Source organism: Ureibacillus sp. FSL E2-3493 (assembly GCF_038077515.1).
GTDB lineage: Bacteria > Bacillota > Bacilli > Bacillales_A > Planococcaceae > Ureibacillus > Ureibacillus halotolerans.
On the sequence record NZ_JBBOPK010000001.1, the window covers coordinates 2,305,494 to 2,328,165 of the forward strand.

Consider the following 22,672-nt stretch of genomic DNA (forward strand, 5'->3'; position numbering starts at 1 on the left):
TGTTTCCATTTACCTATGTTTGTAAAACAAAATGTAAGATATAAAAAAACCCATCGTAATCTACGATGAGTTTTAAAAATTATTATAATTTTAAACCACGTCTACTTTTAAATCGTCGAAGCAAAATATGACTTTCAACTCGGGTAATTCCGTCTAATGCATATAATTCTTCATTGATGAATCGTTCAAGAGCAGGAAAATTATCAACTAATACGTGGGTATGTAATGTAGAAGGTCCCGTCATTTGATAGCAGCTGGCCACACTTGGATTTTCCGCCAATGCTTCCGCTACTCGAACGAGGGAACTTGGCTCACAGTCTATTTCAAAAAATGCAGAAACCTCTTTCCCTACTTTCGAGCTATTAATGACAACGGTAAATTGCTCGATTACGCCATCATCCATTAGTTTAGCAACCCGTTCACGGACAGCAACCCGGGATAGACCTAATTCTTTCGCGATATCTACATAAGATAAACGCCCATTTTCAGTTAAAAGCGACAAAATATTTTTATCGATTTGATCCACTTCATCTCCTCCATCCAACTTTCTATTTATGCGTATTATACGAGAAAATTAATCAAAACGATAATAATCCACGCATTTTTATTCCAATCAGAATGATTATAGCCTATTTTTCAATCAAAATGAAAGAACATCCTTTTTTCCCCTCCCCATTATTTAAATTGGAAATAATAAGAGGAATTTCTGCTAAATTATCTATTGTATAATCTGCGTTCACATAAAAAGTAGTGTAATCCTTTTTCCATATGGTCTTCATCCCAACCTTTTGGCTAGCTTCGATATCATTGAGAGGATGATCACCAACAAATACACAGTCGCAAGGGGAAACGTCTAGTTTCTCCATTGCTCTTTTGAATATTTTAGGATGAGGCTTTTTTTCCCCTTCCCATTCTGAGATAATAATTGTTTGAAAATATTCTTTCAATTTCTAGTGCCTTTATCTTTGCCATTTGAAATTGCCCCATTCCATTTGTCACGATACCTAATAAAAGGTTGTTCCTTTTTAATTCCTCTAACATCATTTTGAGATGAGGAAAAGGAATGCAATAATGGTAAAATTCAGTAATGTAATCTTCATACAACTCTTGCCACGCTACTTTGTTTATATCCATTTCCCTTGTCAACTTTTGGTATACTTTATCTTTCCAGACATATCCTCGATTATCGAGTTCCAGAAATCTCTTTGTGTACATCTCCTTTAAAATGAATTCAAAGTTTGTACAAAACCGGTCATATTGATTTTCAACAAAATATTTCACCGACTCATCACGATTGAGTAACGTCCCATCTAAATCGAACAAAATAGCTCTGATCATTATCACCACTCCTCAAGGAACGATACTATTTTATTTCTCTCTAACTTTATAAAAGCCCTCTATTATAAAAGGTCACAAGTAAATATTATTGTGATATATTCATAGTCTAGAAATTATGTTATGGTAGATTATCGACAACTTTAGATGAGAAGGTGAAGATAATGCTAGATGTTAGTGAAAGTCAATTATCGAAATATATTATCCATTATGTAGCAGATACCCTTTTAACAGGCGAAGAAGTGTATCCTCAACCAGAAATGATGCTGGAAGCAGCCTTTACTCAATTAGCTTTTCATAAAATCGATTTTGAACAACCATACGAATTTTTCCATGAAACGGATCTCGGATTAAACGAAATATATACTTATGTGAAATCAATTTTTGACCAAGATGATGGTTTTCTAGAACAGTCGAAAAATATTGCTACCCATTTACAAAGTGCCTCCCAGCATCCAAACATTAAAGGTGGCGAATTATTTATCGGTCTATTTGAAAATTGTATGATGCCAACTGGTGCAAAAAAGGTATTAGCAATTGTCAAAATCGATGAAAAAGAACTATTTTTAGATGTGAAAAATGAAGAAAACAAACTTGTTGTAAATGGTATTGATGGCATAAACACAAAGAAAATAAATAATATGGCCGTTATCGTCGATATGGGAGCGGATGAAGCTCCAATCGTCTTTATTAAAACAAAACGAAAAGAAGATGTCGTCTATTGGCAAGAGCGTTTTTTAAAAATTAAAGTGGCTGATGAACATTACCATAAAACGAATTTAGCATTAACAGAATGTAAAAAGTATATTTTAAAAGAAGAAAGTTATTCCAATACAGAGAAGTTAGGTTTATTAAATAAAACCCTCGATTATTTTAGAAATGAAGAGGAATTTCAAGTAGATAATTATATTGATACAGTATTTGAAAAAGTGGATCCCGCTCAAAAAGATATCATTGTCAATACTGTCAAACCATATGAAACCGTTATATCTGAAACAGCTATTGAAAAGGTAGAAAAAACGTATAAACGGAAAATAAAACTTGATTCCAATATCGAAATACAAGTGAATGTCCAAAACATCGAACAAGTCGACGAGCTCATTGAAATTGGTTATGATGAAGGGACAAATCGAAAATTTTACAAAATTTATTTCCAAGAAGAATTATAACTTTATAACGGTTAAATCCCACTACCTCAAAGCAAGGTGTGGGATTTTTACTTTAAATAAACTTTATGTATTGGAATAAAAAATGCTACATTTATGTACCGATACATCTACTTTTATCGTTCTTTTCATTAAAGATTATTTAAATCATTTTCACCGACAATACTTATCCAAAGTTCCGCTACATTCGGATCATAGCTATCTGTTAAATCTAGTTGAACGTGATAGTTATTACCAGGTAAATAACGCTCATTGAATGTCTCATAGGAAGTATTTAAAACTGTACCATCAATGTCTACTTGCTCTACCTTTAACTTAATTTCATTTACTTCTTGTTCACCGGAAACGTATAGGTCGACAAATAGTTCCCATTCATAATCATAATTAAGTTCAGTCCAACTATCCGCTATTTCCACACCATTTACTACACTTGTATCATAATAACTTGTTGGCAAATACGAATCTTCATATAAATAATCTTCAGTGTATTCATAGTCTTCGCTATAACCGTATTCATCACTATACTTATTTGTAGACTCACCAAAATACTCATATGGATCTTGGAAATAAGCCATGGCAAAAAAGAAGAAAAATACTGCTATTAATAACATATAAAGTACAAAAAAGCTTCCAAAAATGATTAAATATGCTCTTGTAAATGATTTACGAGGTTCCTTCTTTTCAAAGAATGCCCAGTAAATAATAAATCCAATATTTACAAAAGGAATCGCTAAAAGAAGAAGTGTAATTAACCAATACTTCAATCCGTACTCATTCGGCGTTTCTTCATTTATTGTTTGTTCCTCTATAGCTATACCTTCTTCCTCTACGCTGTTTGTTGATGAATCTTCAAAATTTGGGGGTACCGACATTTCATTCCTCCTAATTGTTAATTTTTCCTTAAAAAGGTATTTGTTTAGACCGATTTATTTTAACATTCAGTCTATAGTAAGTAAATATTCCTGAAGTTAAAATTTCAAATTGAAGTCTTTTAAACTATTATAAATAAGAATCGGTCCTTTTCATATCTGTTATTAAAAACGGGTTATCCTTCTTCATCTCCTCAATAAGAACATCTGCTTTCTTTCGATTTTCCATTAATAGTTCTAATTCTCTTTGTGTAATACCAACTAATTGCATAAATTCCACTTTACCATGAACCGTATTAATCCCTTCAGCTTCAGTATCATTCACGACTAATAAAGCTGTAATATTGGAATCCGTCCCTATATGAAGAGAACTTCCATTTCCTGCTATAAATTGCAATGGCTTAAAAAAACGATTTTGAGTGAAAGTATATCTTGCAAGGTTAGATAACATATCAATGGCCCACATACATTCATCATTTGTTTGTTCTTTAAGCTTTATCGTCATTTCATAGCCCCAGCGACTCCACTCACCAGCGAATGCTTCTTCATTTGTATAAAGTTCTGTCATTCCGTAGGTAACTAAATGTTTAAATCCTTTTGGTGAATCATAAATACTATATCCATCTAAATATTCATCACCACCAAAAATGGCACGAGAATGTAACAATGTTCCGTAATGGGCTGGACTTTGGTTAGGATAGAGGTTATCAAAAACCGAATCTATCGATTCCCATCCTGGTGCCCAATCTTCCTGTTCTGCCGCAAGCCTTTTATACTCATCAAGTTTCATCAAAACCCTCCTTTTCACAGATATTAATTTTATATCGGTTCGACCTCTATAATTACATCTAAAAAAACAATCTTTTTTATGAAAGATTAGATTTTAACCAAAGCTATAATACTATACTTTTTCTAATTATGTAATAAGTTTCCTAATTTTAGGAAAAACGTTTTTTGTCCATAGTCCTTTTAGCACCCAAACATCTATTGAACTACTAATTTGGTCACCAATCATTCAGGTAAGAGTTACTGATATATAAAACTTTCCCCTCTTGATTTCTGCAGAAAATAAAAAAAACGGATTCCATATTTCAGAATCCGTTTAGATCGTTTGTTATCGAATTACAATTAACTTTTCTTTCACAGGCACAATATGTTTCTCTGTTAATTCTTGATTTTGTTTACCAAAGGGCATCTGGGCGATTAATGTCCATGTTGAAGGAATATTCCATTCTTCTTTTAATGGTACTTCCATATGTTGCAAGGATGCTGCATAACCGACTGCTTCTAAACCAGTCCATATAGCATATTGTAACATTCCTTGATTTTGTTGCGCCCAAACATCAAATTCATTATGTAAATTTGGCATTTTTTCTTGGAATCCTTTTGTAATAGCCGTATCTTGGAAAAACAAAATCGTTCCATGGCCATTACGGAACCCATTAATACGAGACTCGGTACGTGAAAAATCTCGGTCTCCATTCTTTGCCCTCGCCACTTCCTCTACACGATTCCATAACGTTCTATGTTCATCATTAAAAATTACAACTGCACGAGTCTCTTGCCCATTAAAAGCCGTTGGCACATGATTTAATGCCGTTTCAACAATTTCAATTACTTGTTCATCTGGAACTACTGTCACATCTTCTAAAAAGTGGATGGAACGACGATTTTTCAACGCTTCAAAATAATTCATAACAGGAAATCCCTCTCTTTCTATTCATTCCTATTTCATTATAGCTTTACGCTATTTTGTGGTCTAGGAAACACTTTCCGCTCACAACTATCAAATGATATTTTCATAAAAAGTCTAATTCTACTTTCTTCTTTCCTAGTTTGCTTTTGAGTGAAAATGAAAATAGATTTCTTAATAGGGAATCTGTTCTATTTCACATAGCGTATCAATATAAAAATTAATTTTCCTTCATCTAAGAAATGGAGATGATAGTTGAAAAACATGATGAAATTATACGTTCTTTCTATAACACATATTTCCTAGTAGGATAGGTTATTGGATTTATTTTCCTTATTTATTATTGTATAGTATTATAATTTGTAGTATTCTGACATCAACTTAGATGTCATCGAAGTTATAAAGGTTGTTTGTTGCCTCTTTTATTTGTGAAGAAGAATTTCATACTATTAAAAACTTGGAGGGATTGGATGTCTAGGTTTTATAGGAAGTCTCTTTTAGTTGTCCTTGCTCTATTTTTGTCTATCGGAATGGTATCACCAACTCAAGCAGAATCAAAAGCAGAAGGTGGAGGTTATTGGGTTCCAAAAGACATGGTTGAAAAAGTTACCGAATTGATGGAAGAAGGAAAGCCCATTGGCGACCTTGGAATCAAGCAAGATCAGCTTCAGAAAACAGAAGGTATCCAGCCATTAAACGAATTAATGAAAGAAGATCAACAAAGCAAAACAACATATAGAGTAAACTTGGCTCCTCCATTTAAAACTGCAGAAGGCGAATGGGCACCCCCTGCCTTTGACTATGATCATATCCAAACAACCGACGAATGCCAAAGACACCCAGAAAGCAGTTCCGAAACCGGATATATTAAAAACCGTTACTCCTTTTGCTGGTCTCATGTTGCAACATATCAAGTTCCAGTTAAATGTATAGGGCCGATTTGTGATTACGAAGGCGTACAATTTCAATTTACTGAAATAGGCTATGGCTCCAACCAAAGCAGAAAAATGAGGGTCTTTTATACGATTGAAGATATACAAGTAACCGATCCAGCCTTAAACGGTGCAAAATTAAAAATTGATATGGTATGTGAATCAAAACTGAATGTAGGAGACTGTCAAGAGGATCCCGACTATCCGGCAACGGAACGAACGATTGCCCAATGGAAAAACACAAACTATAGTACAGAAATTTTCACTTCAGAAGCCCCTGAAGCAAATGCAGACAATCCAGATAAGATTGGGTATATGGAATTTTGGCCGAAGCTTACCTTTACCCATAAAGCAAGGAAATTTGAAGAAAGTATTGATGGTATTAAACAGAAAGTTCGTTTTGATTCTGCTAATTATATGTTTGTTTTCCCTGATCAATATTACTGGCAAGGAGCTGTATTCAGTAATGCAACGCCTATTTTCAATGTACCCATTACGAAACCAGAATTTGAAATGTTAAAAGAAGCTGGTGAGCATTGGAAATTTGCAATGGATCATCCAGAACAAACAAAACCTGAAATGATTGGAAAACAAATACCAGGAGGAGTCGGGGATAATACATTAACACGTATGTATTCAAAACGACATCAGACAGAATACAATCGTAATAGATCAAAGACTAGCCGTGTCTGTGCAAGAGAATTTGCAAATGAAGACCGGACCGGTAAACAATGTGATGAGTTTCCTTTTGCTTCAACATGGCAAGGATCTTCCACAAATGGATCAGATAATTTCTCTATAAGACTTATATCAGCAGACTCCAATGAAGCTGCGGGAAGATGGCTAGGCGCATGGTATGCTTATGACCGTGTATTAGACGGGGACCCATTCCAAGTTGAGGTCGAAGCTCCCGAAAAAATTGCGACAATCCGTTCTGAAGGTCAGCCACAAGAAGATCAGGACCATCGTTCAAGCGATAATTTCTCTATTCAAAGTATCCCGTCTTACGCGACAAAGCTACAGTGGAAAGTCATCGATGGACCAACTAATGTCCAGTTCGATGTTATGAAAGATATTAGTTTTGACGTCGATCCTACGATATTAAACGATCTTCAATCCGAGTCGGAGACAGACGTTGTAACTGGAGATAATCTTTACATCGCCAATCCGGAAAATACAAATGGAGAAAGCTTCACAGTAGAAGTCTATGCCATTCCATAAATCTATTGAGGCTGTTCAATAAAGTAGAAACTTTAAAGAACAGCCTCTTTTTCATTGATTTATATTTACCTATCCTTTTAAATAAATACTATTTTTTTACAGCATGAATGTAATGAATCGTTTCAAATGCAGATAAATAGTCTGTCCGATTACTAAAGAATTGATTTTGGATTGCATCTGGTGATAAATGTTCATAAATAAGTAAATTTGCGTCTTCTAATAATTTCTCCATTTCTTCATAAGAAAAACACGATTTCATTGGCTCTCCACTGGCTAAAGCCATTCGAACCATATTTTGAACTCTATTTGACACACCTTTTTCTTCGAATAACTTTTCGTCTGCATAGTCAAAAACGATTGAACTTCCCTTTGGTAATTTTACAAAAAGTTCAATTAGCAACTTAGCAAATTCCTCTTTTGTTAAATAATAAGAAACACCTAAAAGACTTATGAAAGTTTTACGTTTTTCATTAAACCCTACTCCAACAAGCTTTTCGGTATTATATAATTTCGTAAAATCCATTGAAACAAAATGAAGATTTTTTGGAATTTGATAGTGAGTATCTGTTAATCTTATTTTTTTAAAGTCTTGTGTAGTTGGATGATCCACTTCAAATATTTCTAGACACCCATTTAAATGGGGATACCGATAACAAAAAGTATCCAACCCAGCTCCTAAAATCACATATTGTTGAACGCCAAGTAGAATTTCATTTTGTAATATATTTTCGCAATAGGCAGCACGAGCTAAAGGCGTTGGGGAAAGTTGTACTTGCGTAATCCATTTTAGTATTTCATCTGGTTGATTTTGAAACTGATGTGCAATTTCATTATTAAAAAATTGTATTCCATTAATCATGTTTTCTCGAATCGTTGCAAATTCTTTTTCGGTAATTAAATCCGCTGCGATAAAATCATCAAATATTTTTGGTTCATCAAATTTACTATGGTACGCTCTACTAAAAGCAGATATTAAGGAAGTTAAACTTGCTTCATTATTATTCAACCCTTTTCCTCCCAAAAAAATAAGATTCCCCTGGCCAGGAGAATCTTATTATATACATTACTAATTTAATTGTAAATTATAGCATAAATAAAAATTTTTATCAATTATTTCAACCTTAATTGTTCACTTTAAGTACAAAAAAGATTCTACTTTTACAATATCGTTCTGAAAAAGGATAGGGTTTATTTAAGTAAAAACCCCTCTCCTATAAACAACATTACAATACAATACATATCTATCGGTACCATATGAAGGTAAGGAAACAACGCATTTAATTTTAAATAGATGTTCGTTGGAATTATTTTAAAACGAGCGTTAGATTGAGCATCAACAAGTAGTCCATTGTTGTTTACTTTTTCAGAAGAATCTTGCAGTTCCCAAATGGCTTCATTCAAGTTAGGATTCACGTAATCAGCCTCTAAAAAGGCATATTGAGGATTTGAAATCGCCAAAATTACACTTCCTTCGTATAATTTTCCCAATCCTTTTGAAACAACTACATGTCATGCAATCCGAAATGTTTTTTACTGTGTAATGTATTATATTCCTAATTGTTTACTGTCATAACTCGTCATACATTGTTCTTTTAAAACAAAAAAACTAGCAGAATATCTCTGCTAGTAGGCGAAAAATGAACCGATTGCTATTCCAATTATAGCGAGAAAAATGAAAACGATAATAAATAAAATCGTAAAAATAACAGTCGGTATTAATAGGGTAAAGAAAGCTTTCCAATTTGAAATTTGATGTGCTTCTGCGATAACCGCAACGGAAATGACAATGCACCAAACCGTTACTACAACTGTTAACAAAAGCGTAATAATAACTAGGAGTAAACTACTACCTTCAACATCCGGAGTAAATAAACTATATGGATCAGTAAACATCCAAATAATATAAAAAGGAATTAAAATCACATAAGGAATTGAAATAAGGGATAATCCTTTAAATATCTCCTGATATGTTCCAACTCCTTTAAACATTTTCCCTATCGGCCAAACAATTAAGGAATAGAATGCATTAGAAATAATTCCGAAAAACACTGAACAGAAAATAAGTAAGATTAATATTCCCCAAATTGGAAAAAATGGATAAAGTTCTGTATCAATTATTGATGCACAGAATACGCCGATATATCCGATAATAATGATGAAAAGCGAATAAGGAATCCCCTTATGATCCATTACATATCTTGCTGTTTTTTTCGGATGTAACCAAACCGATAAAAACGGATTTAATTTTTGTTGTTCTTGTTCATTCATCAAATCACCTTCTTTTATTCTTTGTTGACTTTATAAGTAAACCATGAAGGTGAATTTTTGTAAATGTTGTATTTTTATAGAAATTGAAAAAGGGAAACATACTGGTATCTTTTTTATAGAAGTATAATTTTAATCCCAGTCCAATTCTTCGCTATTATTCTTTCTATAAAAGGCTGCATTGTCCGAATCCTTTCTGACAAAGGCATATCTTTAATAACTGTACCGATAGATTGCTCCGCCTCTTTTGTCACATCTTCTAAATAGGCATATTCCTCATCTGAAAAACGAATTGTTACGGTTTGCGACATATGAACCATCCTCTCTGTTTCGAAAGAATTTTCCTTGTAAACATATATTATTTCTTTGTACACAAATAATCAAATTGAATTTTCTAAACATAAAAACCACTTACAACCTCGTTTAAATCAAGGTTGTAAGTGATTCTCCACCAACTATGTTTTAGCTCCATTATTAGCTAAGGAATAAGGTTAAGGGTTTTCAGAATAAATATCCCTCTCCTATCAACAGAATTACAATAAAATAAATATCTACTATTCACAAAATAAGATAGCCAGTTTACTTTTAAATAAACGTTCGTTGGAATCATTTTAAGTAATGTTTCGGAAAGATCTTCGTGTTGTTCCCTATCGTCTACCTTTTCTGAACAATCTTTAAGTTTAGGTAAGAAGCGATTTAAATTTGGATTCATGTAATCAGCCTCTAAAAAGGCATACTGAGGGTTGGAAATCGCCAACATTACACTTCCTTCGCATCATTTTCTGTCCTCAAACAGTCAGAAGCAGCTACAAGTCATGCAATCCGAAATGAGACGATCACTGTACAACCTATTATATTCCCGATATATCGACATCATAACTGTTTGTTATAATTCCTTTTACAAAAAGCGAATGAATAAATTTGTAGCCAAATTCATTCATTCGCTGCTTTACTTAAACAAAGTATTCAATTATACAGAGGTCCCAAACCGCTCTTCCAATTGTTCCATAACTTCTTTCACATATTCTTCGGAAAGATTATGTTTGGCAATATATCGATTGCGTGGATGTTTTGCACATTCTAATGAGCATCCACCAAGATGTTTCGCTTCATTTTCTTCCGATGCAAGAATATGTTTGTTACATTCAGGATTCGCACACTTAATATAACGTTCGCATGGTGTACCGTCATAATGATCTTTTCCGACAACGACATGTTCTACTTGGTTAATCGGTACAGTAATCCGCTCATCGAAAACGTACATTTGTCCGTCCCATAATTGACCTTTAGCAACCGGATCTTTACTATATGTTGCAATCCCACCATGTAATTGTCCTACATCTTCCCCGATTCCTTCCCGTTTTAACCAGCCGGAGAATTTTTCACAACGGATACCGCCTGTACAATAAGTTAATACCCGTTTTCCTTCGAATAATTCTTTATTTGCCCGTACCCATGCTGGAGTGTCCCGGAATGTTTCGACTTCAGGACGAATCGCCCCACGGAAATGACCGACATCGTATTCATAAGTGTTACGTACATCTAACACAACCGTATCTTCCCGTTGCATCTCTTCCATAAATTCAGCAGGTGATAGATAGCGACCAGTAATCTCTTTTGGATTTATATCGTCTTCTAAGCTTAAATTTACAAGCTCAGGACGGGGGCGACATTTCATCTTTTTAAAAGCGTGCCCTTCTGCTTCATCTACTTTAAACACAATCCCTTCAAACAATGGATCATTTTTCATCATTTCCATATAAGCATTCGTATCTGCAATTGTTCCAGAAACAGTTCCATTAATGCCTTCTTTTGCAACAAGAACTCGACCTTTTAAGTTTAAATCCTTACATACTTGTAAATGCTCTTCGGCAAAGGTTTCTGGATTTTCAATCGTTGTATAATGATAATATAATAAAACTTGGTAATTCATCTTACGTTCCACCTATCATACATATTTACAGGATATCCTGATAGTTTCAAAATGTTATTATACTATATTTTTACCACGATTAGTTTAAATTTATGATATAATCTTTGTTTTTCAAACCGTTATGTTACACTTGGCATAAAGAGGAGGTTTTCATTATGCAACAACTACAATTTGAACAATCTTGGAATAAAGCATTATCTACTCAAGATCGAAGTATGATTGAAGAACTATTTCAACAAACGAAGGAATTGAAAACTTCCGGCGTACACTTCTCTCCGATCAGACTTTCATACAACTATAAAAAAGAACTGTTAATTACCGTATTAGTACATAACTTTACAGACAGACCGCTAACATTTCATAACACGTCATTAGTTTACCGTACACTAGAAAAAATTGTGGCAGAAAAAAATTTCACAATCCCTGCTTTAAGTGTACCAGCTAACGTAAGCATGCCATGGACGTTTATATTTTCCGAAAATGACTATCATACGGACGCTTTAAATTGTGAAAATGGTCTGCTTCTATTGGATAATAAATAACTTTTCCGTCGTTAATAACAATATGTAATTTATAGAAACTTAAATCCTTCATTATTTGATAGAAGGATTTTCTTTTTTGGTCAACAATGAAGATGGGTCACTGAAACATTTTTCTATAAAATAATTTTCTTTTTCGACAGATGTTTTCTAAAATTGAACCTCTACTCATATCTAAGACCTTGGGACAATTTTTTTAACTTCTCATAATTCAATATGCGAATCGTTTGACGTGTCTTTTCAATAATACCTCTTTCAGTTAAATCATGAATAACCCGATTTAAATGACGATGGGTCGTTCCAAGTAAATTCGCTATTTCCCTAGTATTTCCTGTCTGAAGCTCTGTTCCAAATTCATTTCCCGGTGTGGAAATAGATAATAAAAAACTTGCCAGACGATTTTCTACCGATGCTAACAAATTAACACGGGATGATGTCGTAATCGTTTCTAATTTGTAACTTAGATGTTTTAAAAGGTCTTGCAAAAACGCATTATTTCCCATTTCCTTTTTATAAATATAATCAAATGGTAAAGCGATAAAAAGACACTCAGTTACAGCCGTTATTTGAGATTGTATTGGGATTTGACGCACAAGTTCTAAATCACCAATTAAAGCGAGGGGATGATTAAATCGCAACAATAACGATTTTCCCGTTTCAACACTTGATGTTGCCTTAACTCTTCCTTCCACTAAATAAAGTAAATATTCTGCCTCTGCCCCTTCTCGTAAAACCGTTTCACCTTCCGCATACGCGAGTAATTTAAATGGACGTTCCTCATATTGTTCAAAAATTTTATGAAGCTTAAATTTCATTAATTTGTCACGAAGAAGTATCGAATCTCTAATTACTTGCACATAAAAAACCCCTTTTTGGACATATGTCCTTTTCATTATAGGGGTAATTGTTATGATGATGTTAATAATAAGTGCAAAGAAATTTGTTGCAACAAGTTTAACTTTGAAAGTATTGAGGTGTTTAGATGAATAAAAATTTAATATATCCCCTACTTATCGTGATTGGATCAAGCTCTTACGGGATATTATCCACCATCATTAAACTATCCATGGAACACGGCTTCACAACAGCCGAGGCTGTGACAAGTCAATATGTGGTAGGCTTTATGTTGGCTATTATTTTATTCATTATTACGCAACGGGCTTTACCAAAAATCTCGTTGAAAGGCTTTTTTGTTATCATGATTTCTGGTTTCCTAACTGGTACAACCGGCATCGTATATGGACAAGCTGTACATTACTTACCAGCTTCCCTAGCAGTTGTTATGTTATTCCAGTTTACTTGGATCGGCTTATTTTTAGATTGCATTATTCACCGCCGCCGTCCGACAAGACCAGAACTAATTTCCCTAGTCTTTTTAGTAGCAGGTACGATTTTAGCTGCTGGTATTTTAGATGTTGATTTAAGTGGACTAGATTGGAGAGGATGGGCGTTCGGTTTAGCAGCCGCATTTAGCTTTGCTTGCTTTATGCAATTTAACTCGAAGCAGGTTGAAGGAATTTCAACAATTGGTCGAATGACAGTTATGTCATTATTTTCGATGATCATCGTACTTGTTTTCCAAGCACCCGAGATTATTACGACTGGAAAACTATTTAGTACTAGCCTATTGTATTTTGGATTAGCCCTTGGATTCTTCGGGATTATTTTACCCATTATTTTATTTACAATAGCAGTTCCAAAAGTTGGTGGTGGCATAGCTTCCATTTTAAGCGCTACCGAGCTTCCAGTTGCGATTATTGTTTCTGTTATTGTCTTGCATGAAGCTTTAACATGGATACAAATTATCGGGATTGTTCTAGTTCTTTTCGGAATGATGTTGCCGACGTTATATCAACACCGAAAACAATCAGCAAAAACGGATAATCATTTGATTGTAAACGAAAAAAGTACTCTATAAGACAGACAATTTATAAAAAGTCTCTCTTATGGGGTACTTTTTTTAGCAATTAAAAGTGGCTACAGAAAGGGGTTAGTTGAGCAACATAACCGAAAAGTTTTAAAGTATATATTATATAGAAGAAACTCAAAATAATTGAAATTATGCCATACTTCAAATCCAGTTTACCTTACAAATTTATTTTTCAGTCGACCTATACCTTCAATTTCAATTTCAACAATATCACCTGCTTGTAAATATTGACGCTTAGAAGGATCCATACCTAATATGACACCTTCAGGAGTACCTGTTAAAATAACGTCACCAGGCATTAATGTCATATGGGCAGATAAGTATGAAATAATATCCGCGCAGTTAAAAATCATTTGTGATGTATTGGCATTTTGACGGATTTCTCCATTTACATAAGTGCGAATGTTTAGGTGATGGGGATCTTGAATTTCATCAGCTGTCACAATATATGGTCCAACCGGACAATAGCCATCGATGGCTTTCCCTAACATCCATTGATGGGTACGGAATTGCCAATCACGGGACGATATATCGTTAGCAATGGAGTATCCAAACACATAGTTGAGAGCATCTTCTTTTGAAATATTACGGGCCACTTTCCCAATAATAACTACTAATTCCCCTTCGTAATCATTTTCTTTCGATGTAGCCGGCATCAAAATGTTATTTTGATGGGCATTTAGCGAGTTGGTGAATTTATTAAATAGGACTGGATCATCCAAAACAGCCAAATTGGATTCATCGGCATGTTCTTGATAATTGACCCCTACACAAATAATTTTTTCGGGTGACTCGACAACAGGTAAAAATTGTAATTGTCCCTCCGTTAACCGGAATCGTTCGATTTCATTCGGTATTAAAGACTCAATGAATACCGACACTTTATTCCAACTCGTAATAATTTGTTCCATAGTGTTTGGAAAAGGATAGTTCCTACTTTTTGCATAAGCTGTTAAGTCGATAATCCTATTTCCTTGCTTAACACCAATATGAACCCTATCCTCTACTGAAAATCGTAACAGTTTCAAAAGTAGCTGCCCCCTTTTCTAACTTCCTATCTTCTCTAACCATTTAATCGTCAATACACTATCCATTGGAGGTTGGTCAGTTTGTAAAAGAATTTCCTTCTTTGACTGCACTTTCGCAATTGCTTCAGACATTGCACCATCTGTCCCAATCAAAATTTTATACTTGCCTAAATTAGGCATTGAATAGTTTGGTAATATACCATTTTTACAACAGTACTTTGTTTCATAATAGTCCCCCAACAAGCTCGGAATGTCTTGTAATCTACTCTCCATTAAATATTTTCGGATGAGGGTGGAGCTAATTTTTTGTCCTTGCCACTTTAGTTCATCCACAATCGTAACCCCAATTTGAGATGGTACATGACGATAAATCGTTTCCACATTCCCCTTCGCTTTGTAGCCATATGTATAGTCAAAGCCGCAAATAATTTCCTTTGCCCCTAAGCCTAACACGTATTGTTGCATAAACTCATATGCTTCCACTTTTGCTAATTCCTTTGTAAACTCTACGACATAAAAGAGATCAACACCTAACTGCTCCAGCTTTTCGACTTTTTGCTCAAGGGGCTCTAAATAGGCAACTTCAAAGCCCGGAATTAAAACGCTTTTCGGATGAGGGAAAAAGGATAGGACCGCTAATGAAATACTATGTTTCAAAGCTTGTTCTTTTGCGGTCTTCACGACTTTTTGATGCCCTAAATGCACACCGTCAAAGTATCCGAGAGCCATTGCCACATCTTCTGCTTGCGCCTGTAAGTCCCGTAAGTTTGCTTCATTCACATAGATTACTTTCATTTGCGTATCCTCCTTGTTTTAAGCCTTCACTAATTGTTGGGCTACTTCGTAAATTAAATCCTCTTGACCTCCAACGGTTTTTCTTTGACCTAATTCCATTAAAATATCTCGTTCGTCAACACCAAATTGTTGAGCAGCCTTTTGGGCATGGAGCAAGAAGCTGGAATAGACACCGGCATAACCTAGAACTAAACTAGACCCTGAAATTTCCTGCGGTTGCTGCATTAATGGTGCGATGACCTCATTGGCAACGTCCATCAATTTATATAAATCGATGCCTGTTTGATAGCCTAGTTTTTCGAGTACAGCGACCATTACTTCCGTTTGGGTATTCCCTGCACCAGCTCCTAGTGCTCGTAAACTGCCATCAATGTAATTCGCTCCTGCCTCTATTGCAGCAATTGTATTCGCTAAAGCCATCGATAAATTGTTATGGGCATGGAAGCCAATATCACATTGTAACGTATCTTTTAAAGCAGCTACTCGTGCCGTTACTTCATGTGGCAATAAAGCGCCAGCTGAATCAGTTACATAGACAACCTCTGCACCATAGCTTTCGAATAATTTCGCCTGCTCTACAATTTTCTCTACCGGTGTCATATGGGCCATCATTAAAAATCCAACCGTCTTCAAACCTAATTCACGGCCTAGTCCAATATGCTGAGCCGCTACATCTGCCTCTGTTACGTGAGTAGCAACGCGTACCATTTTTGCTCCAATTGATGCAGCTGCCTGTAAGTCTTGTTTCGTTCCAATGCCAGGTATTAATAATACCGACACTTCTGAAAAGGTTGCTTCCTCCACCGCCGCTTCAATAAGTTTCAACTCATCTACTTTGGAAAGACCGTATTGCAATGAAGAACCACCTAAACCATCCCCATGGGTTACTTCAAAATAGCGTACCCCTGCAGCATTTAACCCCTTTGCTGCCGCACGTACTTGCTCCACTGTAAAGGAATGGCGTACTGAATGGCTTCCATCACGTAATGATACATCTAAAATATTTAATGATTGACTCATTTTGCTGCCTCCTTCTCACGCATAAAATGTCGTGCCATTTCATTTCCAACTTGTACTGCAGCCGCTGTCATAATATCCAAGTTACCAGCGTATGCAGGTAAATAATCAGCCGCCCCATTAACTTCCAAAAATACTGATACTCTTTTTCCTTCAAAAATTGGATCTACTTTTACTGTATAACCCGGCACGTACGACTGAACTTCCACTACCATATTTTGAATGGAATTTCGAATAGCTTCCTCATGTCCCTCTTCTTCCACCAATGCATGAACAGCATCACGCATAATAATTGGTGGTTCAGCAGGATTTAATAAAATAATCGCTTTCCCTTTCTTTGCACCACCTACTACTTCAATCGCTTTGGATGTAGTACTTGTAAACTCATCGATGTTCGCCCGAGTACCAGGACCTGCACTTTTACTCGCAATAGTTGCTACAATTTCAGCGTACTCTACTTGTACAATTCGATTAATGGCATGGATGATCGGAATCGTTGCTTGCCCACCACAAGTGACCATATTGACATTCGATTTTTCTAGATGTTCCTTTAAATTAACTGGCGGTACAGTAAATGGACCAATAGCAGCCGGTGTTAAATCAATTACTTTTTTTCCAGCAGCTGTTAACACATCACTATTTTTTTGATGGGCATACGCACTCGTGGCGTCATAGACAATATCTACTAAGTCCAGTCTTTTTGCTAATCCATCGATTCCATTCGTAATAATTTTATAACCCCGATCCTTAGCCCGTTTTAAACCGTCTGAAGTAGGATCAATACCGACCATTACACTCATTTCTAACACAGGACTACGTTCGATTTTATACATCAAATCGGTACCGATGTTACCAGAACCAATAATTCCCACTTTTAATTTTGTCATTTTTTCACCACTTCCTTCAAAATGGTAACGCTTACTTTTCCAAGCACACCAAAGTCCGCCTCAAAAGCGTCCCCTACTTTAAATTCTACTGCTTTCGATAGAGCACCAGATAACACAAACATACCTGGCTCAATGGAAACACCATAATGACATACTTCATTCGCTAACCAAACGACAGCGTTTAACGGATTTCCTAGCACAGCCGCACTCGTTGCTCGGTCTAACAGTTCCCCATTTTTATAGACCGTCATCTCCACATTGGAAATATCCTCAATGTCCGATAATCGGGTCCGTTTTTTCCCTAAAATCGTACCTGCTGAAGAGCCATTATCAGCAACTGTATCTTCAAATCGGATGTTCCAGTTTGCAATACGGCTATCAATAATTTCTACTGCCGGTACAACATAATCCGTTGCATCAATTACATCTTGTACTGTGACATTGGGTCCCTTTAATTGCTTATTCAACACAAAGGCAATTTCAAATTCTACTTTAGGTTGAATAAACGGTTCAGCCGAAATACCTTGATGTTCATCAAACACCATCGAATCTAAAATAAAGCCGTAATCTGGTGTGTACACGTTCAGCATTTCTTGCATTGCTTTACTCGTTAAACCAATTTTTAGTCCCCTTACCGTTGCCCCTGCATCAACTTTTTTTCGAATTTGATAAAGTTGAATGGCATATGCATCTTCAACCGAAATGTTTTCTGTTGTCGACGTTAGTGGAGCGATTGGTTGTTTTAAACGTTCTGCTTCAAGTAATTGCTCTCCTATAATTTTTCTATCCATCGTCATACCCCCTTTACGATTCAACTGTGGCTAATTCGGCTAACTGGCGATATTGCCCTCCAAAAAATAATAGCGGGTTTTTATCTTCAATTCGCAAATCGATGACTTTTCCAATAAATAAAGTGTGATCCCCTTCTACATGTTCGCTTACGACTTCACATGCAATTTGAGCTATAGCACCATCAAGTACAGGCAACCCTGATAAATTTGCAAATTGAACATCTTGTTCTTGTTGTCCAGCAAAATGACGCGAATAGTGCTCTTGATCTTCACTTAAAATATTGACTGAGAATTTTCTCGAAAGGGTTACCTTTTCTAAAAACTTAGCTTTATGACCGATGGAAATAACAACGAGCTTTGGATCAAGTGAGACAGACATAAAACCATTTGCTGTCATACCATGGGGCACCCCATCATTTTCCGTTATTAACACCGTGACACCTGTTGCAAATTTCCCCATTGCGTTTCGAAATAAACGATTATCCATCCTATATTCCCCCGTTTCGTTTGTGGTTGGTATTATCATAAAATAATCAAAAAATCTTTATAATTGCTATTTTTATTGAAAATTCAGATAAAAACAATAAAAATCAATGGCAACAAATGCTAGATTTTAAAACAAATTTAACTCGATTGAACTAGCGACGTATCAATATTCTCGAGTAATATCCCCTTTCCTTTTCTATCAAGTTAAACAAGAAAATTTTCATTCCTCAACTTCCAATCGTCAGAAAATTTAGATTGTAAATAGATTATCAATCTTATAGAATGTGTTTCATCGGAATATTCCGAAAAAAATTGACATTTTGTTCGTTTTCTATCCAAACAAACAAGGTGTCAAAACAAAAAATTTAACAGTCACTCATTCCATATAAGGGGGCGATTTGAACTAACTTAATTTGAAAGCGGTAACAAAATTTAAAAAGTTGGGGACGGTACAGGGATTGAAAATTTAATGTTTAACTTAGGGGGATGTTATGATGCGTTGGGTAGTATTGGCGATGCTTTTCTTATTGTCTGTTATGAATTACACAGATAAGTCAGTCCTTGGCTTAGCTGCAGACCCGATTATGAATGAACTGAATTTGAGCTATGATCAATTTGGATTGGTCGGTAGTAGTTTCTTTGCCGCCTATGCGATTGGAAGTATTATACTCGGCACTCTGACCTATCGGTTTAATACAAAGTATTTACTCATACTGATTGCAATCGGTTGGACGATTTCTTTGTCAAGTGCCTATTTTGTTGATAGCTTAGCAGGATTAATTACCATTCGTGTCCTTTTAGGTTTCTTTGAAGGTGGTACTTACGGATTATGTGTTGCCCATGTTGCGAAATGGTTTACTAGTGAAACACGTGGATCTGCTTATGCAATGATGACATCTGGGACAACTGTCGGAACTTATTTAGCTGCACCGATTTTAGTTTATTTAATCGACACAGTTGGTTGGCAACATACATTTGCAACTTTAGGCATCGCCAGCCTCATCTGGGCAGTTGCCTTCTTCTTCATGAAAGGACAGCCGAAAAAACCAATTCAAGAAACGATTACAGATCTTCCGTCTACACAGGATGCTCAATTTAAAGACATTTTGAAAGTCATGTTGAATCCGTATGTTCTGTCAGTTATTGTCGTTGAATTTGTTTCCATGTGGATCAACACTTGGGTTTTGACATGGGCGCCAACTTATTTAACGCAAATTGTTGGACTTGAGTCACAAGTGATGAGTGTTGTATTTGCCTGTATGGGGATAACAGGCACAATATTTGCTATTTTCATCGGCAAATTTACAGATGTTTTATTCCGTAAAAGGAAAAGTCTTATTAAATCATACGATATCGTCTTAACATCTGTCCTACTTATCGGTGCTGTTGCCTATGGAGTAACAACGATTGTGAATTCGCCAGTGTTAGCTGTTATTTTCCTTGCGGTTGGCTTAATCATGAATACATGTTTACTTCCACTAGGGACTACGATTAAAACATTAATCGTTCCGAAAAATTTAATCGGCAGTGTTACAGGGATTTCCTTATCCTTTACGAGTATGGCAGGAATTATTGGCCCATATATTACAGGCTATTTAATTACATTAGCAGGAGACGATATTCGATCAGGTTTCAATTCAGGCGTTTTAATCGTTGTCGCACTATACATCATTAGTGCCGTGTTCTTACTCATGACACGAAAACGGAAAGCTGCTTTTACGAAAAAAGATGAATCGATAACACCATCTCTTCTAGTTGAAGAAAATGCATAAATTACAAAAAAACTCATCGAAAGGTTTTTCGATGAGTTTTTTTGTTATGTTTATTATATAAAGCTTGTCTTAATCAAATTGTAATTCCCCCGACAATATTAATGCCTGTATGACTAATAATAAATAGGCGGTCGTTGAAGCATTTTTTACGGAAACTTGCAACAGTTCCTCTATTTGCTTAATCCGATATTGAATTCCACCGATTGATAAAGCGAGTTCTTCCATCGTTTCTTTTAGGCGTTGTCCGTTTAACAAATATACATAAAGGGTATGCAACAGTTCCATTTTTCGTGGATCGTTAAATTGATACAAATCCTTTAATGTTTTTTTTGCCATTTCGTGTAATTGCTCTAAACTCATATTAGTAACGATGTCCCCTAACATTCCTAAATCCTCATAGTCGGTTATAAGTTTTTTATTTGGAAATCGTTGAGCAACCCTTGCTTCTTTTAACGCTCGTTCAAAATGTTTAAACTCCGTAAAGTTTCCACTAATCCCTAAAGTATATTTATAGTTCCCATTTAGTTCCTCCATTTGCTGGAAAATAGTATTAAATTTATTGATGAAAGATTGTTTATTCGTATATTGGGAGTTTAATAACGCAATTTCTTCCCCAACTACAGCAAAAATACTCGGCAACTCCCATTTTTTAAACAAGCGTGATAATTGAACTAACTGTTCATGTAAATCGATAATGTCTTTATTCGGTTTTAGTTTTTGAACTTGTATGACAGCTGTCGTAAATGGTGGTTCGAATTTAAACGGTAAAAATTTAAAGTAAGATTCAATATCTTTAATATTTTGATTATGAATTAACCGATCTAAAATGGAACTTCTCATCCGTTGCTGTTCTTCAAAATGGGCTTCCTCGTATAAAATACACAATGCGATGACATTCGATATCTTTTCTAAAAACAAATAGTCATTGTCGTCGATTGTCTGAGGTGAGAAATAAAAGAAGGAGCAAGTAGCATAATTTTTTTTATTAATTAATACTGGTGTCACTAATTTGAAATGGGAATGTCCTGCATAGTAGGACACGTTATGTTTTTTTTCAAGATATTTTAATTTGGATTGTTCTTTTTTTATATTTTCTTGCTGTTGTTCAGTTAAACCAATTTGACTTAACTGATTGCCGTGTATATCTTCAATCAAAATCGGAATTTGAAGTAAATCAAAGGCGGTTTGAATGATTTCATCCATCGAGTGTTTTTCTGTTACATTTTGTGTCAGTTGACTATGAAAGGTCGATATTTTTTCAAGCATTCGTTTATGATGGAGCAACGCATCATAGGTCATTTCTAATTCTGTTAAAATATTATCACTTTGATATAAGTTGATTAACTCTTGTTGTTCTGGAAGCCAGTCCTTTTCTAGACGAATTTCATATTCACAGCAAGGATCTCCCTTTGCGACACATTTCGTTTCAATTGCAATAATGGATGTCCCAAATTCATAGGATAATGCGCCACTAGCAAACCCACATAATGTATGACAAACACATTCGGATGTTATGCCATAATTTTTAACGTGAAGTTCCGCTTCGAAGGACTCAACCCACTTCCCTCTTGTATTAATACATTCGATTTTGCCGTCAGGATGTTTCACAATCTCCCCCATAAAAGTAACATCTTTAACATGTCCTAGCCTTGCATGCATTTTACCTACAGTTTTTTTCCTCGTTTTATTTTGGAAATAATTTTTTGCTGCCTCCATGCCAAATTCCTTTCCAAACCGAAAAAGAAACCCCTTTGTTTTATGGGATCCGATGTTATTGACTAAATTGTTTTTTAATGTGAGAAAGGCGTTTGCTGACATTAATATATTTTTTGTCCCCTCAGCATCAAACGTCACATTATTCATGAACATTCCCCCTCTGTTCGAATTTATGATTCTAATATTAAATCAACAGACAATCCAATTTCAATAAATTTTAAAGATTCATACTATTGATTCAATAAAAATTAATATGATATTTCGAAATTTAAACTTGTATACTGAACTCAGAAAAGC

22 protein-coding genes and 1 pseudogene are annotated in these 22,672 nt (G+C 35.2%); 5 read left to right on the top strand and 18 right to left on the bottom strand.

The genetic code is table 11. The annotated features are described in order from the left end of the window. Positions 1–82: 82 nt before the first annotated feature. Both MHH69_RS11895 and MHH69_RS19335 read right to left on the bottom strand, forming a co-directional pair. Positions 83–526 carry an Lrp/AsnC family transcriptional regulator gene (locus tag MHH69_RS11895; protein WP_241559290.1) on the bottom strand — a complete coding sequence of 148 codons (444 nt, stop codon included), beginning with the start codon at positions 524–526 and terminating at the stop codon, positions 83–85. Positions 527–629: 103 nt separating this feature from the next. Next, positions 630–1,338, bottom strand: a pseudogene (locus MHH69_RS19335) (HAD family hydrolase). Between the two features lie 161 nt (positions 1,339–1,499). Here MHH69_RS19335 and MHH69_RS11910 point away from each other — a divergent pair. Continuing rightward, on the top strand, positions 1,500–2,504 hold the full coding sequence (locus MHH69_RS11910; RefSeq protein ID WP_122971556.1) for a nucleoid-associated protein: 1,005 nt from the start codon (positions 1,500–1,502) through the stop codon (positions 2,502–2,504). A gap of 128 nt (positions 2,505–2,632) precedes the next feature. Here the strand turns inward: MHH69_RS11910 and MHH69_RS11915 are convergent, their stop codons facing one another. From MHH69_RS11915 to MHH69_RS11925, 3 genes are all read right to left on the bottom strand, one after another. After that, complete coding sequence (locus MHH69_RS11915; RefSeq protein WP_341362406.1) at positions 2,633–3,373, bottom strand: hypothetical protein; 741 nt, start codon at positions 3,371–3,373, stop codon at positions 2,633–2,635. A gap of 127 nt (positions 3,374–3,500) precedes the next feature. Continuing rightward, positions 3,501–4,160 carry a suppressor of fused domain protein gene (locus MHH69_RS11920; RefSeq protein ID WP_122971555.1) on the bottom strand — a complete coding sequence of 220 codons (660 nt, stop codon included), beginning with the start codon at positions 4,158–4,160 and terminating at the stop codon, positions 3,501–3,503. 324 nt (positions 4,161–4,484) lie between these two features. Further along, positions 4,485–5,066, bottom strand: a complete 582-nt coding sequence (locus MHH69_RS11925) for a nitroreductase family protein (protein ID WP_122972308.1) — start codon at positions 5,064–5,066, stop codon at positions 4,485–4,487. A 467-nt stretch (positions 5,067–5,533) separates the two neighbouring features. Here MHH69_RS11925 and MHH69_RS11930 point away from each other — a divergent pair, with 467 nt between their 5' ends. After that, positions 5,534–7,216: a NucA/NucB deoxyribonuclease domain-containing protein gene (locus tag MHH69_RS11930; RefSeq protein WP_341362407.1), complete on the top strand. Its 1,683-nt coding sequence runs from the start codon at positions 5,534–5,536 to the stop codon at positions 7,214–7,216. An 88-nt stretch (positions 7,217–7,304) separates the two neighbouring features. On the opposite strand, the gene MHH69_RS11935 is transcribed toward MHH69_RS11930, so the two are convergent. The 5 genes from MHH69_RS11935 to trhO all read right to left on the bottom strand — a co-directional run bounded on the left by MHH69_RS11935 (position 7,305) and on the right by trhO (position 11,414). Further along, positions 7,305–8,222, bottom strand: coding sequence for a class I SAM-dependent methyltransferase (locus MHH69_RS11935; RefSeq protein ID WP_341362408.1), 918 nt, complete (start codon positions 8,220–8,222; stop codon positions 7,305–7,307). A gap of 182 nt (positions 8,223–8,404) precedes the next feature. Next, positions 8,405–8,674, bottom strand: coding sequence for a hypothetical protein (locus MHH69_RS11940; protein WP_122972311.1), 270 nt, complete (start codon positions 8,672–8,674; stop codon positions 8,405–8,407). 165 nt (positions 8,675–8,839) lie between these two features. After that, the gene (locus MHH69_RS11945) at positions 8,840–9,484 is read right to left on the bottom strand and encodes a YIP1 family protein (RefSeq protein WP_341362409.1); all 645 of its coding nucleotides are present in this window, start codon (positions 9,482–9,484) and stop codon (positions 8,840–8,842) included. A gap of 113 nt (positions 9,485–9,597) precedes the next feature. Further along, entirely contained in the window at positions 9,598–9,792 is a 195-nt protein-coding gene (locus tag MHH69_RS11950) for a hypothetical protein (RefSeq protein WP_341362410.1), read from the bottom strand. A gap of 659 nt (positions 9,793–10,451) precedes the next feature. Continuing rightward, positions 10,452–11,414 (bottom strand): oxygen-dependent tRNA uridine(34) hydroxylase TrhO, encoded by a 963-nt coding sequence (trhO, locus tag MHH69_RS11955; RefSeq protein ID WP_341362411.1) that lies wholly within the window; start codon positions 11,412–11,414, stop codon positions 10,452–10,454. Positions 11,415–11,569: 155 nt separating this feature from the next. On the opposite strand from trhO, the gene MHH69_RS11960 reads away from it, so the two are divergent. Next, positions 11,570–11,956 (top strand): SLAP domain-containing protein, encoded by a 387-nt coding sequence (locus tag MHH69_RS11960; RefSeq protein ID WP_122972316.1) that lies wholly within the window; start codon positions 11,570–11,572, stop codon positions 11,954–11,956. 161 nt (positions 11,957–12,117) lie between these two features. Here the strand turns inward: MHH69_RS11960 and MHH69_RS11965 are convergent, their stop codons facing one another. Continuing rightward, entirely contained in the window at positions 12,118–12,810 is a 693-nt protein-coding gene (locus MHH69_RS11965; protein ID WP_122972317.1) for a Crp/Fnr family transcriptional regulator, read from the bottom strand. 125 nt (positions 12,811–12,935) lie between these two features. On the opposite strand from MHH69_RS11965, the gene MHH69_RS11970 reads away from it, so the two are divergent. Then, positions 12,936–13,871 (top strand): EamA family transporter, encoded by a 936-nt coding sequence (locus MHH69_RS11970; protein WP_122972318.1) that lies wholly within the window; start codon positions 12,936–12,938, stop codon positions 13,869–13,871. A gap of 164 nt (positions 13,872–14,035) precedes the next feature. On the opposite strand, the gene MHH69_RS11975 is transcribed toward MHH69_RS11970, so the two are convergent. The 6 genes from MHH69_RS11975 to MHH69_RS12000 are packed head-to-tail and all read right to left on the bottom strand — an operon-like array spanning position 14,036 to position 18,888. After that, on the bottom strand, positions 14,036–14,911 hold the full coding sequence (locus MHH69_RS11975) for a fumarylacetoacetate hydrolase family protein (RefSeq protein ID WP_341362412.1): 876 nt from the start codon (positions 14,909–14,911) through the stop codon (positions 14,036–14,038). An 18-nt stretch (positions 14,912–14,929) separates the two neighbouring features. Next, positions 14,930–15,706 carry an FAD synthetase family protein gene (locus tag MHH69_RS11980; protein ID WP_122972319.1) on the bottom strand — a complete coding sequence of 259 codons (777 nt, stop codon included), beginning with the start codon at positions 15,704–15,706 and terminating at the stop codon, positions 14,930–14,932. A gap of 18 nt (positions 15,707–15,724) precedes the next feature. After that, entirely contained in the window at positions 15,725–16,726 is a 1,002-nt protein-coding gene (gene dmpG / locus MHH69_RS11985) for a 4-hydroxy-2-oxovalerate aldolase (protein ID WP_122972320.1), read from the bottom strand. Next, the gene (locus MHH69_RS11990; RefSeq protein WP_122972321.1) at positions 16,723–17,610 is read right to left on the bottom strand and encodes an acetaldehyde dehydrogenase (acetylating); all 888 of its coding nucleotides are present in this window, start codon (positions 17,608–17,610) and stop codon (positions 16,723–16,725) included. Before MHH69_RS11990 ends, dmpG begins: the two co-directional genes overlap by 4 nt. Continuing rightward, positions 17,607–18,401 carry a 2-keto-4-pentenoate hydratase gene (locus MHH69_RS11995; protein WP_122972322.1) on the bottom strand — a complete coding sequence of 265 codons (795 nt, stop codon included), beginning with the start codon at positions 18,399–18,401 and terminating at the stop codon, positions 17,607–17,609. The genes MHH69_RS11990 and MHH69_RS11995 overlap by 4 nt, the downstream gene beginning before the upstream one ends. A 13-nt stretch (positions 18,402–18,414) precedes the next feature. Then, positions 18,415–18,888, bottom strand: coding sequence for a flavin reductase family protein (locus MHH69_RS12000; RefSeq protein WP_341362413.1), 474 nt, complete (start codon positions 18,886–18,888; stop codon positions 18,415–18,417). Positions 18,889–19,381: 493 nt separating this feature from the next. On the opposite strand from MHH69_RS12000, the gene MHH69_RS12005 reads away from it, so the two are divergent. Further along, positions 19,382–20,659, top strand: coding sequence for an MFS transporter (locus MHH69_RS12005; RefSeq protein WP_341362414.1), 1,278 nt, complete (start codon positions 19,382–19,384; stop codon positions 20,657–20,659). A gap of 69 nt (positions 20,660–20,728) precedes the next feature. On the opposite strand, the gene MHH69_RS12010 is transcribed toward MHH69_RS12005, so the two are convergent. Then, on the bottom strand, positions 20,729–22,522 hold the full coding sequence (locus tag MHH69_RS12010; protein WP_341362415.1) for a helix-turn-helix domain-containing protein: 1,794 nt from the start codon (positions 22,520–22,522) through the stop codon (positions 20,729–20,731). Positions 22,523–22,672: the final 150 nt, after the last annotated feature.

Bases quoted from the DNA above. Each gene is read 5' to 3' on its own strand.
- MHH69_RS11910 (WP_122971556.1), top strand. From the start codon at position 1,500: ATGCTAGATGTTAGTGAAAGTCAATTATCGAAATATATTATCCATTAT.
- MHH69_RS11990 (WP_122972321.1), bottom strand. From the start codon at position 17,610: ATGACAAAATTAAAAGTGGGAATTATTGGTTCTGGTAACATCGGTACC.
- MHH69_RS11950 (WP_341362410.1), bottom strand. From the start codon at position 9,792: ATGTCGCAAACCGTAACAATTCGTTTTTCAGATGAGGAATATGCCTAT.
- MHH69_RS11915 (WP_341362406.1), bottom strand. From the start codon at position 3,373: ATGTCGGTACCCCCAAATTTTGAAGATTCATCAACAAACAGCGTAGAG.
- MHH69_RS11945 (WP_341362409.1), bottom strand. From the start codon at position 9,484: ATGAATGAACAAGAACAACAAAAATTAAATCCGTTTTTATCGGTTTGG.
- MHH69_RS12010 (WP_341362415.1), bottom strand. From the start codon at position 22,522: ATGAATAATGTGACGTTTGATGCTGAGGGGACAAAAAATATATTAATG.
- MHH69_RS11925 (WP_122972308.1), bottom strand. From the start codon at position 5,066: ATGAATTATTTTGAAGCGTTGAAAAATCGTCGTTCCATCCACTTTTTA.
- MHH69_RS12000 (WP_341362413.1), bottom strand. From the start codon at position 18,888: ATGGATAATCGTTTATTTCGAAACGCAATGGGGAAATTTGCAACAGGT.
- MHH69_RS11970 (WP_122972318.1), top strand. From the start codon at position 12,936: ATGAATAAAAATTTAATATATCCCCTACTTATCGTGATTGGATCAAGC.
- MHH69_RS11960 (WP_122972316.1), top strand. From the start codon at position 11,570: ATGCAACAACTACAATTTGAACAATCTTGGAATAAAGCATTATCTACT.
- MHH69_RS11980 (WP_122972319.1), bottom strand. From the start codon at position 15,706: ATGAAAGTAATCTATGTGAATGAAGCAAACTTACGGGACTTACAGGCG.
- dmpG (WP_122972320.1), bottom strand. From the start codon at position 16,726: ATGAGTCAATCATTAAATATTTTAGATGTATCATTACGTGATGGAAGC.
- MHH69_RS11920 (WP_122971555.1), bottom strand. From the start codon at position 4,160: ATGAAACTTGATGAGTATAAAAGGCTTGCGGCAGAACAGGAAGATTGG.
- MHH69_RS12005 (WP_341362414.1), top strand. From the start codon at position 19,382: ATGCGTTGGGTAGTATTGGCGATGCTTTTCTTATTGTCTGTTATGAAT.
- MHH69_RS11995 (WP_122972322.1), bottom strand. From the start codon at position 18,401: ATGGATAGAAAAATTATAGGAGAGCAATTACTTGAAGCAGAACGTTTA.
- MHH69_RS11930 (WP_341362407.1), top strand. From the start codon at position 5,534: ATGTCTAGGTTTTATAGGAAGTCTCTTTTAGTTGTCCTTGCTCTATTT.
- trhO (WP_341362411.1), bottom strand. From the start codon at position 11,414: ATGAATTACCAAGTTTTATTATATTATCATTATACAACGATTGAAAAT.